7 protein-coding genes are annotated in these 13,429 nt (G+C 62.7%); 5 read left to right on the top strand and 2 right to left on the bottom strand.

All coding sequences use genetic code 11. From position 1 onward, the window contains the following. The first annotated feature begins 25 nt into the window (after positions 1-25). Positions 26-2,599, top strand: coding sequence for an S-layer homology domain-containing protein (locus B3H65_RS02215; RefSeq protein WP_286683958.1), 2,574 nt, complete (start codon positions 26-28; stop codon positions 2,597-2,599). A 361-nt stretch (positions 2,600-2,960) separates the two neighbouring features. Here the strand turns inward: B3H65_RS02215 and B3H65_RS02210 are convergent, their stop codons facing one another. Beyond that, entirely contained in the window at positions 2,961-5,693 is a 2,733-nt protein-coding gene (locus tag B3H65_RS02210) for an S-layer homology domain-containing protein (protein WP_286683957.1), read from the bottom strand. Positions 5,694-6,328: 635 nt separating this feature from the next. Here B3H65_RS02210 and B3H65_RS02205 point away from each other — a divergent pair. The 4 genes from B3H65_RS02205 (at position 6,329) to B3H65_RS02190 (ending at position 10,592) form a co-directional block, all read left to right on the top strand. After that, positions 6,329-6,808 (top strand): hypothetical protein, encoded by a 480-nt coding sequence (locus B3H65_RS02205; protein ID WP_286683956.1) that lies wholly within the window; start codon positions 6,329-6,331, stop codon positions 6,806-6,808. Then, the gene (locus B3H65_RS02200) at positions 6,796-7,062 is read left to right on the top strand and encodes a DUF4160 domain-containing protein (protein WP_286683955.1); all 267 of its coding nucleotides are present in this window, start codon (positions 6,796-6,798) and stop codon (positions 7,060-7,062) included. The genes B3H65_RS02205 and B3H65_RS02200 overlap by 13 nt, the downstream gene beginning before the upstream one ends. Positions 7,063-7,077: 15 nt before the next feature. Beyond that, positions 7,078-7,371, top strand: a complete 294-nt coding sequence (locus B3H65_RS02195) for a DUF2442 domain-containing protein (RefSeq protein WP_286683954.1) — start codon at positions 7,078-7,080, stop codon at positions 7,369-7,371. Between the two features lie 647 nt (positions 7,372-8,018). Further along, positions 8,019-10,592 carry an S-layer homology domain-containing protein gene (locus B3H65_RS02190; protein ID WP_286683953.1) on the top strand — a complete coding sequence of 858 codons (2,574 nt, stop codon included), beginning with the start codon at positions 8,019-8,021 and terminating at the stop codon, positions 10,590-10,592. 358 nt (positions 10,593-10,950) lie between these two features. Here the strand turns inward: B3H65_RS02190 and B3H65_RS02185 are convergent. Further along, positions 10,951-13,429, bottom strand: a 2,479-nt coding sequence (locus tag B3H65_RS02185) for an S-layer homology domain-containing protein (RefSeq protein ID WP_286683952.1), incomplete at its 5' end; no start/stop codon positions are given.

Here is a 13,429-nt window from a genome sequence, read left to right as displayed (position 1 = left end):
CTGTTCCTTTGGAAGGAGAAGACGTATGACAGCTTGCGTCAACAAGAAGAGCAAGAGGGTAGCCGCGGTCGTCACCGCCTCCCTCGTGGGCGCGCTCTCCATCGGCGCCCCCGCGGTGGCCTTCGCAACCGATACCAATTCTGGCATCGAGCTGCTGACCGCCGACGCGAACTCCGAGTTTTCTAATGGCGTTGCGAGCCAGGCCACGGTTGGCAACGGCGGCAACCTCAACGACGGCAAGATCTCCGTCGTTGCAAACGGAGACTTCATCGATATCAAGGTCACCGAAGTCAACACCGTCCTCGGCAAGAACGTCCCCGTTGACACCAACTACAGCCAGTCCTTCGTGAAGGCTGACGAGAAGGGCAACCCGACCAGCGAGGCCGTCGCCAGGATCAAGGATCCGGGCAAGTACTGCGTGGTCATCAAGGGCCTTTCCGGCGACTACAAGGGCGCTGTGCTCTACGTTCCCGTCACCGTGAGCCCCAAGACCCTTTCTAAAGTCACCGTCTACGAGGTCAACCCCTCCAACGCCGCCGACAGCGGCGACTCCCTGCTGTACTTCACCGGCGCCGAGCTCGACCTTGGAATCAAGGCCGCTGGCTCCGAGCTCGTCGAGGGCGTCGACTACGAGGTCAAGTTCCTCAAGGACGGCTCCTCCGTCGACGCCAGCGGCGTCGAGGTCAAGGATGCGGGCACCTACTTCGCCGTCGTCAACGGCCTCGGCAAGTACGCCGGCCAGACCGTCGTCTCCGATTCCTTCAAGGTGAACCCGTTCAACCTTGACTCCAATGCTGTGGAGATCGTCGTCGACCCCGTCATCGACAGCAACGCTATGCCCTCCCAGCCGGTCCGCGTCTACCGCGTCGACGATGGCCGCACCACCGAACTCGATCCCGAGACCGTCAAGCTCGCGCTCAAGGGTGGCATCTTCTCTGACAAGGGCGAGTATACGTTCGTGGCCTCCCCCGCTGTGGACAAGGATTCTAACTTCACCGTCGATGCTGCTGGCGCCTCCAAGACCAAGGAAGTAAAGGTCGGCAAGTACGCCGAGAAGGCGACCATGCTCTACGACGGCGAGGAGTGGCCCACCTCCTTCACAACCGACCTCGCCAACGCCAAGTCCCCCGTCTTCGACGTCACGAAGATCACCGCCGTGTACGGCGAGGACGGAAAGTCCGAGATCACGGGCGCCAGCGTTAAGACCACCGTCGTCAACGCCGATGGCGTCGATGTGACTAGCACCAATTGGAACAAGATGCCCGGCATTTACACCGTGAAGGCCGTCGCGACCGCTAGCGACCATTCCGCCGCGGCTGTCGACACCTGCACCGTGACCGTCAAGGCCAAGTCCGTTGACGCAGATGCGAACGTCTACGTCAAGTATGGCGACAAGGTCGTCACCGACGTAACCGTTGACTTCGGCACCGCGGTCTCAGCCAACAGCTTCACCGTCTCCGGCGCTGACGGCGAGGACTACGCCGGCCTGAATGCAAGCCTGGTCAAGAAGCTCTACAACGAGAAGGGCGAGGAGGTCGCCTCCACCACCGACGCGGGCGTCTACACCCTCAAGGTCACCAGCTCCAAGTACGAGCTGACCGGTACCACCGAGGTCAAGGTAACCGTCAACAAGCTCGACCTTGCCAACGTCAAGCTCGCCGGCGGCGCGGTTCGCACCGACTTCGGCTTCACCTACGCCAAGGTCGGCGGCGGTGCGCTCCAGGGCCTCAACCTTCAGTACCTCCAGGGCGTCGACGCCGACTCCAACGGCAAGCTCGACGACTGGAAGCAGTTCAACAAGATTGACGGCACCCCCGTCAACACCATCGACGGCGTCAAGTCCGTCTGGCAGAAGCAGGACGAGAAGACCGGCCAGTGGGCCGACGTCAACCAGGTCGACGGCAACGAGACCGGCAAGTTCCGCTGCGTCGTCTCCCCGATGAACGACGACGTCACCAAGAACGTCGTCTTCGCGACCGCGGAGGGAACCGTCCTGGAGTTCCACGTCCTCGACTCCGAGCTCAAGTTCGCCGACGTCCTTCCCACCGACTGGTGGTTCGCACCCGTCACCTCCGCCGCGAATGACGGCCTCATGAACGGCTACGCCGGCACGAAGCTGTTCGGCTCCACCGACCAGCTCACCCGCGGCCAGGTCGCCTGTATCCTCTTCAACATGGCTGGCGGCGAGAGCATCGACCTCGACGGCAACTGGTACAACGACCTCGTCGGCTGGAAGTCCTTCGACGACGTCGACGGCAAGGAGTACTACGGCAAGGCCATCTCCTGGGCCAAGCAGGCCGGCGTGGTCAACGGCTACGGCGACGGCACCTTCCGCCCCGACGCCAACGTCACCCGCGAGGAGTTCGCCGCAATGCTCGCCAACTTCGCCAAGAAGTACAACGCCTTCGTCGACGTCGACGCCGACAAGGTCCTGGGCGAGTTCTCCGACGGCGCATCCGTCTCCGACTGGGCCGAGGAGGTCGTGGCCTGGGCCGTCGACTCCGAGATCATGGGCAACGGCGGCTTCATCGCCCCGACCGCCCAGATCACCCGCGCAGAGGCCGCCGCGATGGTCGTCAACTCCGACCTCGCCCTCTAAGCCTCCGCTTAGCGAGATATAGCCGGGCCCTCCCCCTCTGGGGAGGGCTTGTCGGAGGGCTCCCGCTTCGGAACCCCCCGGCAAGCCTTAAGCACGTAAGCAAGCTGTCGCACAAGGCTCGATGCAGGAAGGGCCCCGAGAGGGGCCCTTCCTGCTATCTATCTAATTGGAAATCGAATATAACGCCGAGGGCCCCCGCGGAACTCCACGGGGGCCCTCGGCGCATCGAGCCTTGAGCGACAGCTTGCATTTGCCTTAAGGCTTGCGGGGAGGCTCTCCGACTCGAGAGCCCTCCGGCAAGCCCGCTCCCAGAGAGGGAGCGGGCTTCAGTTAAACGTCCTAGCAGGACCCGAAGCGATTGTTACGCCTGGGGCTTAGCGATGATGTCGCCATCTGCATTGCGGGTGAGACCGGTCAGGTTCTGGGGCTGGTAGTTGACAGCCATGGAAGCGACCTCGGCGCGGGTGATGTTGCCGGTGCCGTTGATGAAGCCGCCGTTGCCCATGACCTTGTTGGCCTTGGCCCATGCGACGTTCTCCTTCGCCCATGCGGAGAAGTCCGTGGCGGAGCCCAGGACCTCGTCGGCGTCCACCGCCTCGTAGTCGCCCTTGGACTTGGCGAAGTTGGCCAGCAGGGAGGCGAACTCCTCGCGGGTGATCTTGTCGTAGGGGCGGAACTGGCCGTTGGAGCCGTTGGCGACGCCGGAGGCCTTGGCCCAGGCGAGCGCCTTGGCGAAGTAGGCGTGTCCGTCCACGTCGGAGAAGCCGGTCACGTAGCCGCCGACCTCGGAGAAGGAGAACTCATCGTCCTTGATCTTCTGGTCGCCGCCGGCCATGTTGAAGACGATGCACACCGCGTCGGCGCGGGTGATCTCGGCCTTCGGGGCGAACAGGTTGGTTCCGGAGATGCCGTTGACGTAGAGCTCGTAGTACGCCTTCTCGACGGGCGCGGAATACCACTCGGCGGAGTCGACGTCAGCGAAGTGGCCGTACTCGCGGATGGTGAAGGAGAAGGTGCTGTCGTTCAGGCTGTAGTTCTTGGAGGCATCGTCGGTCAGGATGACCTTGACGGTGTAGGGGTTCTTGGGGTCAGCCTTGACGGCCTCTTTGACGACATCGTCCTTGTACTTGACGTTGACCACGGAGTACAGGTTGGAGTCGAGGTCGACGTAGGTGCAGTTGCCCTTGGTGTCCTTGACCTCGTACTTGAGAGCGGGGATGGAGACCGCCTTGCCGGTGAAGGGGACGTAGAACTCGTTCTTCTCGTCCTCGGTCTCGATCTCGCCGGTCTCGTCGTTGGCGGCGTCCTTCATGTCGATGGTGGAGGGGATCAGGACGTCGAGCTGGACCTTCTTGATGGTGAGGTCGAAGGACTCGGTCTGGGAGCCGTCGAACGTGAAGATGATGGGCTTGACGGTCACCGTGTAGGCGTTGTCCTCGTCGGCGTCGACCGCCTCCTCGACCTTCTTGCCCTTGTAGGTCACCTCGAGGGTGTAATCGGTCCCCTCGACGAGCTCCTTGCCGTCCTCGTCGAGGACCTTGGCGGTGAGCTTATCGAGCTGGTCGGTGCCGTCGTAGGCCACGGCCTTGCGCGCGCCGGCTATCTCGCCGTCGAAGTAGAACGCGACGTCGTTGTGGGCGACGGTCTTGCCGGTGACGGAGATGGCCATCTCGGAAGAGGCGCCGGAGACCCACTTGTTGGAGCTGTAGAAGTCCTGGAAGGGCTTGGCCTTGACCACGAGCGTGTACTTACCGGCCTTTGCGAGCTCGGAAGCATCGACGACCTTATCGCCGGCCTTGAACACGAGCTCGAGCTGGTCGCCGGAAAGCGTGTAGGTCTTGTCGTCTTCGGCCTTATAGGTCACGCTGACCTTAGAGGCGTCGAAGGACTGGCCTGCCGCGAGGTCGATGGAGATGCCGTTGGTTACGGTGACCTCCTTCTTGCCGTAGTAGACCTTCATGTCGGCGAGGGAGTCCTTGTCGAGCACGGCGTAGCTGACGGTGGCGGAGCCGGTGGCGACGCCAGAGTCGGAGTCGGCAGCAACGGTGACGGTATAGACACCCTTGGTGGTGTCCAAGATGGAAGAACCGTTGGGAGCGGAGACCTTAGCTACGGAGATGCTGCCCATATCGCTCAGAGAAACCTCGCCGAGCATGATGTTCTTCAGAAGGGCGGTTGCCTCATCATCGTTCGTGTAGTTGGAATTCACCTTGTTCTCGATGGAAAGCTTCGCTTCGGAAAGGTCGAGCTTGCCGACGGTGACGGGGACGTTGTAGGTCTTGCCATCGGCGGTGAAGGTGACAACGTAGCTGCCAGGCTCCTTGACGCCATCGTCCGCGGGGCCACCTGTCGAGGTCTTGATCGTAACGTTGGCGGGCTTGAGCACGTCACCGTTCTGGTCGACGAACTGGATGGCGTTCTTGTCTCGGTTGCTCACGGTGACGAGGGCTGTGCCATCATAGGTGAAAGTGGTGTCGGAGGTGTCGCTCGCGTCGGCGGGGTTGACCTCGAAGGCGGTGTAGGTCTTGGCCTGGGCGGCGGAAATCTGGAAGACCGCGGTCACGGGCTCGCTGCTATCCTTGGACACGGAAACGGTCCAAGAGTCGGCCATGACGGTGATTGCCTTGCCTTCAATATCGGTCAGCTTGCCGGAGAAGTAGGCCGCCGCCTGCTCGGGAGTGAGACCGGTGCTCTTGTTGTAGGTGAACTTCTTGAGGCCGAGCGCATCGGACTTGTACTCCCAGGTGTTGTTGAGACCGGTGTAGCCACTACCGGCGTTCGCGGCCGTGTAGACGATGTCGAAGTTGTCGTCGACGTCTGTGGCGACGTGCTGGTTGGCGACCTGGGTCGGGACGAGGTACTTGCCGGAACCGGCCTCGAAGGTGGCCTTCAGGGGATCGGAAAAGGAGCCGCCCTTGCCGTCGGTGGCCTTGGAGACCTTAGCGCCGTCGAACCAGTCGGCTGCCAGCAGGTCGATGCCGGCATCGGTGGTCGCGAGCGCGACCGCGGGGGCGCCGATGGAGAGCGCGCCCACGAGGGAGGCGGTGACGACCGCGGCTACCCTCTTGCTCTTCTTGTTGACGCAAGCTGTCATACGTCTTCTCCTTCCAAAGGAACAGGTAATCGCCAGTTAGGCGGGAAGGGGAAGGAGAGGAAGTTGTGGCAAGGTATAACCAATTCGAGCGGGGCGGCGCAGCGGGCGGGACGCCTCAAGGGCACCATGGATCACTGGATATCGCCCGCGGGACCTGGGGCCGGCAGGCTGCGGGGACATGCTGTCGTATTATCGTTAACGTCACCGTTAACACCACGTGGTGTTAACGCCTGATCTGCCAAAACACCACCGTTAACGTCAAAGTGACGTTAACGGTGGTACTAACACGGGGCCCGCCGGACGGCGCTTCGTCCAACCGGCCCTTCCCCAAGATTGACCCGCCGCGCGCGACGAGGACAAGCCCTCGGATGTCGCGCGGAAGGACGTCCTCGTCTTCGGTATGTCGCGGAGGTTTAGGCGCGTTCCGGCCCCAGCCGATGCCGGCGCTGCCGTCGCGCGTGGCCCCTCTGCGTCGAGGCTGTGGAGTCCCTCCGATGGATGGCCCGCGCCTTCCGAGCGCTTCCCCCGTCTGCCTCGATCATTTATGCTTCAGTCATTGTGAAAAGCCCTAGGGCTTTTAGCGGCTGCGGGTACCTGTACCTTCAGCCGCATTTTTCTTATCTTTTGGAGCCGATATGGGTGATTCCGGCACCTCGACAACAAGGGAACGGCAGCTCATCGATGCCGCCCAGCAGGTCAGCCACCTCAAGGACCGAGAGGTTCGCTTCGAGCTTATGGACGAACGAGAGGCCGAGCGGTTCCTGCGGGAGAGCAACTTCTTCAAGATGAAGGCGTTCGCGAGGCGCTTTCCTTGCTACGCCAATCCTGGCTCGAAGCTGGGCAAGCTCCTCGGCCCCATCTCGAGGATGGCGGTCGAGCAGCTGGGATTCGACTGCGAGCTCGCATCGCTTACCAAGAGGGCTCCCATCGTCCATGGCTTCACCGTCCTCGCTCTCTGCTACACGCACCTGGTCGAGAGCAAGGGCGCGAGATTTTCGAGTTCGGAGGGAAGCGGGAGGAGAGTGCCGGGGCGGGAGCCCGCCGCGGGGAAACGGAACGACGGCTTGCGGGTATACTTGACAGAAAAGGATTGGGGGCGGAAATGCCGGAAGTAAGCCGATTCCTCGGCATAATCATCAAGATGATGTACGCTGACGACGACAGGCACCACAAGCCACACGTCCACGTCTACTACGGCGAGTACCGGGCGTCCATCGCGCTCGACGGCGAGCTGCTCGCGGAATCGCTTCCCGCCAGGCAGCTAAGGATCGCGTCGGGCTGGATCGCCCTCCACGAGGACGAGCTCTACGCCGCTTGGAACCTCGCCGTCGCCGGCAGGCCCTTCCCCAAGATCGACCCGCTCCGCTAAGGGAGGAGACCGCAGATGTACATCAAGGACGGAATCGCGTACGCCGGGGAGGCAGTCCCCGAGCTCGAGGTCGCGTCGGCACGCTACGTGGGAAACCTCCAGATGGTCGTGACCTTCGCGGGCGGCGAGGAGCGCCTCCTCGACGCCACGGAGCTCTCGGACATGCCTGCGCTCGCGCCCCTCATGGACGAGAAGGTGCTGAAGGACTTCTCCATCGACCACGGCGTCCTCACGTGGCTGGGCGGCGAGATAGACATCGCACCCGAGGCAGTCTACCAAAGGAGCTTCGAGTACCAGCGCATCGCCTAGCGGGCTGTCCCCGTCGCCGACTCCGGCAACTTGAACCGGCCCTCCACCCGCGCGTGTGCGGGTGGAGGGCCGGTTTTCCTTCGCGTACTGCGCGGCTCCACGCTACCTGTCCGGCTTGTGCGGGAAGCCGCTCGGCACCACGGGCGCGGCGCCGTACCTGCCGGCGAGGCGGCCCTGCTCGAGCGCCTCGCCCTTCCTGGGCTCGTAGTCGGTCGCGGGTACAGGCGCGTCGCGCCCCCGTCTTTCTCGGCGAGCCACACCTGGCCCCTCCCCAAGATCCCGCGCGACAGCAGGTAAGAGTTGTGGGCGGTGAAGAGCAGCTGGGCGCCGTTGAGGTTGGCCTCGCGGCTCTGGAAGCGCCTCGCCAGCGCGATAAAGAATGGCACGGCATGCTAGCGTACCGCCCGCTCCGGATCGACGTCGGGGCGAGGTCTCGGGAAATCACCCCCGTCGCCGCGCCTCTCTGCGCGCCCTAATCCCGGCGATCATCTTGTCGAACTCAGCCACACCCAGCTCTCCCGCCAGCTCCATGCGCTCCGTCTCCTGGATGGACGCGGCGTATGAGCGACCGGTTGCCGAGTTCGCCGCCTCTAGAACTCCTTCCCGCCTAACTGGCGATTATCTGTTCCTTTGGAAGGAGAAGACGTATGACAGCTTGCGTCAACAAGAAGAGCAAGAGGGTAGCCGCGGTCGTCACCGCCTCCCTCGTGGGCGCGCTCTCCATCGGCGCCCCCGCGGTCGCGCTCGCCGCGAATAACATCGATTTCCAGGTCGCCCCCGCGGAGGACGCTTTCTCCCGCGGCTCCATCACGCTGACCGGCGTTGACGGCAACGGCACCGCCGCCACCCCCTATACCAAGAAGGCCAACGGCGACGGTTCCGCCCTGAACGTCAAGGCCACACAGGTCACCCCTCTCGGCGCCGACAGCTCCATCACCATCAACGACACCGATTTCGAGGTCGTCTTCTCCAAGGCCGACGGCACCGTCGTCAAGGAGATCGTCGAGCCCGGCAACTACGTCGTGACCGTGAAGGCCCTCAAGGGCGTCTACGCCGGCTCCTCCGTCTCCACCAAGCTCGTGGTCACCGCCGCGGACCTGCAGAACGTGAGTGTGTTCGAGGTCGACTCCACCGTCGAGGACAACACCACCGACACCAAGCTTGTCTACACCGGCTCCGAGATCAAGATCGGCTTCGCTGACCAGGTCGCCTTCGTCGAGGGCAAGGACTACACCGTGAAGGTCCTCAAGGCCGGCACCGACAACGTCGCCACCGCCCCCGGCGTCGCCGTTCTCGAGGCTGGCGACTACGTCGCGTACCTCACCGGTATGGGCCAGTACGCGGGCCAGACCAAGGAAGTCCCCTTCAAGGTCCATCCGTTCGTCATCTCCAATGCCGACCAGATCGTCGTCGACGACGTGATCGCCTCCGACGCAGCCCCCTCCAAGCCCTCCAAGGTTCACGTCGGAACAATCGGCACTGCCGATTATGCCGAGCTCGACACCTCGCTTGTCTCCCTGAAGTTCAAGTCCGATAGCCAGGGCAAAGAGGACGTCCTGTTCGACAAGGCAGGCGCCTATAAGTTCGCTTTTACCGTGAATGCTGAGGCCAAGAACGTCAACGTGACCGTTCCCGCCGAGCAGCGCATCGTGGACGTTCACAAGATCTCCGCCTACGCCACCTATCAGTATGATGGCGCCGCGCTTAAGGATTCCTACTACGTGAACCTCGCGAAGAAGGAGAGCTTCGACCTTTCCCTTCTCAAGGTCTACGGCGGCGAGACCCTGCTGTCCGCCGACAAATATGACGTTAAGGTCAGCAAGGAGGGCGTCACCAACGGCACGGACAAGGACCTGCTCGCTCAGAACAAGCCCGGCAACTACACCGTTACCGTGACCGTCAAGCCTGATTCCAATAAGCATCAGTATGGCGGCTCCGCGACCTTCACCGTCAAGATCGTTAAGGACGTCGTCGACGCAGACGCCAACGTTTTCGTCTACGACGCTAAGGGCGAGGTCGTCACCTCCTTCGAGAAGACCTATGACGGCGAGGCTTTCGACTTCAGAGGCCTGACCGTCAAGGCCTTCAACGACAAGGGCGAGGCTATCAAGGACATCACCCTTTCTCTTGAGCTCCTCGACTCCGAGGGCGAGGTCGTCACCGAGGCGAAGAACGCCGGCTCCTACACCCTGAAGGTCGTCTCCGACAAGCTCGAGCTCACTGGCGACACCGAGCTGCCGGTCACCGTCAACAAGGTCGACCTCTCCAAGCTGTACGTTATCGGCGGCGACTCCTGGTACGGCGCGCCCTACGTCGCGACCCATTCCAACGACCTCACCTACGCCCAGCTCGTCGGCTACGACACCCATGTCGCGGTCTCCGACTCCAAGGACGAGGCCAACGATGGCGAGGGCGTCGAGTCCCTCGGCACCGTCGCGAAGGTCGAGTTCAACAAGTACCTGAAGATGGAGATCTTCGACGAGGCCAAGCAGGAGTGGGTCGAGGTCTCCTACCCGAACCGCCTGAAGGACGAGGGCAAGCGCCGCGTCACCCTGACCGGCAACAAGGAGCTCGCCAAGAACTTCGAGTTCGCCAACGACGACTACACCACCACGGTAGAGTTCATCGTCGTCAACAAGGACAAGCTCGTCTTCAACGACGTCAAGCCCGGCGACTGGTTCTTCGACGTGGTCTTCGACGCCCAAGCCAATGACTGGATGAACGGCTACGCCGACGGCGTCCTGTTCGGCGCCCATGACCAGATCACCCGCGGCCAGGTCGCATGCGTCCTGTTCAACATGGCCGGCGCGGACATGAACGAGACCGACGGCTCCTTCAACGAGGTCTTCGGTTGGAAGTCCTTCGACGACGTCGACGGCAAGGCCTACTACGGCGAGGCGATCGCCTGGGCCAAGCAGGCCGGAGTGGTCAACGGCTACGGCGACGGCACCTTCGCTCCCGACGCCCCCGTCACCCGCGAGGAGCTCGCCTGCATGCTGGCCAACTACGCCAAGAAGGTCGACCAGGCCGACGTCTCCATCGAGGACGCAGACAAGGTCCTCTCCTCCATGTCCGACGGCTCCGCCGTCTCCGACTGGGCCAAGGGCTCCGTCGCCTGGGCGGTCGAGAACGGAATCATGGGCAACGCCGGTTTCGTGAACGCCTTCAACGACATCACGCGCGCCGAGACCGCTGCCATGGTCGTCAACTACAAGGCCTAACATCGGTTTTCCAACCGATCGCAACGTCCTCCCCTCCGGGGGAGGGCTTGCCGGAGGGTTCCTTGTTCGGAATCCCCCGGCAAGCCTTAAGCACGTAAGCAAGCTGTCGCACAAGGCTCGATGCAGGAAGGGCCCCGATAGGGGCCCTTCCTGCTATTTGCACTGAAAATTCAGACGTGAAACGCCGAGGGCCCCCGTATCTCTACGGGGGCCTTCGGCGCATCGAGCCTTGAGCGACAGCTTGCATTTGCCTTAAGGCTTGCAGGAGGGTTCTTTCAGGATAGAGCGCTCCGGCAAGCCCGCTCCCGCAAGGGGAGCGGGCCGGGCGTCAGTCAGGGACTTTTAACCACGGAAGCGGTTAGAGAGCCTCGGGCTGGAAGTTGACTGCCATGGCAGCGACCTCGGCGCGGGTGATGGTGCCGAAGCAGTTGAGCTCGGAGCCGTTGCCCATGACGCCATTCTCGACGGCCCATGCCACGGCGGTCTTGGCCCAGGAGGACACGGAGGCGCCGTCGGAGTACTTGGCGAGCGCGGTGTCGGCGTCCTTGACGGAGACATCCTTGCCCTGCGCCTTGGCGTAGTTGTACAGGATGCAGGCGACCTGCTCGCGGGAGGCGTTGTCGAACGGGCCGAAGCTGTCGGCGTCGTAGCCGTTCATCACGCCGGCCTGGGAGGCCCAGGCGACAGTCTCGGCGAACCAGGCGTCCTTGTCGACGTCGTCGAACTTGGTCGGGAAGCTGGCGTTCTTGTCGCCGGTGGCCTGCTGGCCCGCCATGTTGAACAGGACCACAGAGAGCTCGGCGCGGGTGATGTTCGCCTCGGGCATGAAGAGCTTGGTGCCGGACATGCCGTTCATGTACTTCAGGTTGGCCGCCTCATAAACGGGCTTGGCGTACCAGGCGTTGGCGTCGACGTCGGTGAAGAGGACGGAGTCCTTGATCTCGAACTGGGCAACGAGATTGCTCGCGGTGAAGTTCTCAACGGTGCTGAGCACGTTGATCTTCGCGAAGTAGGTTCCGGCCTTGGTGAGGTCGGAGGCCTTGACGGGAGCGGACTCATCGATGACGACCTTATTGCCATCGACCTTGGAGGCGTAGTACTTCACGGAGATCTGGTCGGAGGCGAGCTCGAACTTCACGCCCTTGTCGAAGTCGTCGCCGGACTTGGTGGAGCCGACGAAGGTCGGGGTCGCGGCGCCGTTAGCGGGAATAGCGAAGAAATCGGCCGTGGGACGGATCTCGGCGAGGGTTGCGGCGACGATCTTGAAGGAGATTTCCTGCTTGATGTCGTCGGCGAACTTGACGACGAGCTTATAGGTGCCAACCTCGGCAGCGGTCTCGACGTCCTTGTCTTCTGCATCGACGAATTTGACGGTGTAGTCCGTGCCCTCGGAAAGCAGGTTGTTCTTGGCGTCGCGAACGACCACCACGGGCTTCAGCTCGGCGCCGCTGTACGGGAACGAAGCGTTGTTATCGACGTTCTTGCCATCGACGGAAGCGTACACCGTGCTGCCGGCGTAGGACTTACCGAGGACCTTGAACTCTCCCGCCTCGTGGCCGGCGTAGGCGCAACCATCAGCAACGGCGGTGTCCAGGACGTACTTGTAGGTACCGGGCTCGGCGTAGGAAGTAACCTCCTTGCCATCCTTGGTGACGGTCAGAGTGTACTTGACGTCCTCGGAGCCCGCCTTGGCGGTGATGGCCGCAGGCGTGAAGATGGAGCCCTTGGCGGCGTCGAACTTCATGTCTTTAAGAGTGGCACCGTTGTACAAGTAGTTGACGGTCTCGGTGACGACGTACATGTCGACGGTGGTCTCGCCCTTCACATTCGACTGATTAGCTTTGGCAGCAAGCTTGAAGGTGTACTTACCGGTCGTGAGCACATTGCTGTCAGCGGTGGCGGGGGCGTCATCCTTGGCGATCAGGGTCGCGGAGAGGTCCGCACCGTCGACGAGAGCGATGCCGTTGACGGTGATCTTGGAGTTGTCGAGAGGGTTGTCGTTCAGATTCAGCGTGCCGGTCTTAACGGGAGCGATGGAGACCGCGTCGGATGCGAGGTCGATGCCCTTGACGGTGAAGGAGACCTCGGTGGAGCCGGAGTACTTCCCACCGGCCTTGGCGGTCAGCTTTGCCTTGTAGGTGCCGGCCGCGGAGACGGTCACCTGGTCGTCGCTGGGGGCAGCGACAGTCTGAGCTTGGGGAACGGAGGTCCAGACGATGTTGACGGCGTCGAGGTCCACGAGCTCGCCGCCGACCTTGAATGCCGCCTTGATGTTGCCGCCATTGTACTGGAAATCGACGTCCGCCATGCCCTTGTCGGCGGCGGTGCCATCATACTCGAAAGCCTCGGCGCCGGAGAGGGTGGTCGTCTTGTTCTGGACGGTCAGCTTGAAGGCCTTGTAGACGTCGTTGCCCTTCGCGGTGATGTCGGAGAGCTTGGTGCTGTCGCTGAGCTCCATGAGCTTGCCGTTATCGAGGACGTCGCCCTGGAACACGACCGCCCAGTAGCCGTTGGCAGCGTAGGCCTTCGGCATGGCGCCGGCGCGCTTGGCGATGGTATCGGATGCGTCCACGAGGGTATTGTTAGGCTGGATGTCGTCGCCGCCGTTGCTGGCGAAGAACAGCACGGTGACGTCGGAGGCGGCGTAGTCGTTGCCGAGCGCATCCTTTGCACTGACGAAGGAAAGCGTGTCGCCGGACGTAACGGTGTAGGATCCGTTGGCGCTGGCCTCCTTGTCGAACTTGAACTCGCCGTTAGACCAGTTCTGCTGGTCGGTGGCGAGCAGCTGGATGTCTCCGCTGCCAGCGGCCAAAGCGACCGCGGGGGCGCCGATGGAG

Source organism: Collinsella sp. UBA1693 (genome assembly GCF_002320115.1).
Lineage (GTDB): Bacteria > Actinomycetota > Coriobacteriia > Coriobacteriales > Coriobacteriaceae > Collinsella > Collinsella tanakaei.
The sequence above is the reverse complement of the archived record's forward strand: the minus strand, read 5'-3'. Positions and strand labels throughout refer to the sequence as shown.

Coding starts and splice junctions, on each gene's coding strand:
- B3H65_RS02195 (WP_286683954.1), top strand. CDS start 7,078: ATGTACATCAAGGACGGAATCGCGTACGCCGGGGAGGCAGTCCCCGAG.
- B3H65_RS02215 (WP_286683958.1), top strand. CDS start 26: ATGACAGCTTGCGTCAACAAGAAGAGCAAGAGGGTAGCCGCGGTCGTC.
- B3H65_RS02205 (WP_286683956.1), top strand. CDS start 6,329: ATGGGTGATTCCGGCACCTCGACAACAAGGGAACGGCAGCTCATCGAT.
- B3H65_RS02210 (WP_286683957.1), bottom strand. CDS start 5,693: ATGACAGCTTGCGTCAACAAGAAGAGCAAGAGGGTAGCCGCGGTCGTC.
- B3H65_RS02190 (WP_286683953.1), top strand. CDS start 8,019: ATGACAGCTTGCGTCAACAAGAAGAGCAAGAGGGTAGCCGCGGTCGTC.
- B3H65_RS02200 (WP_286683955.1), top strand. CDS start 6,796: ATGCCGGAAGTAAGCCGATTCCTCGGCATAATCATCAAGATGATGTAC.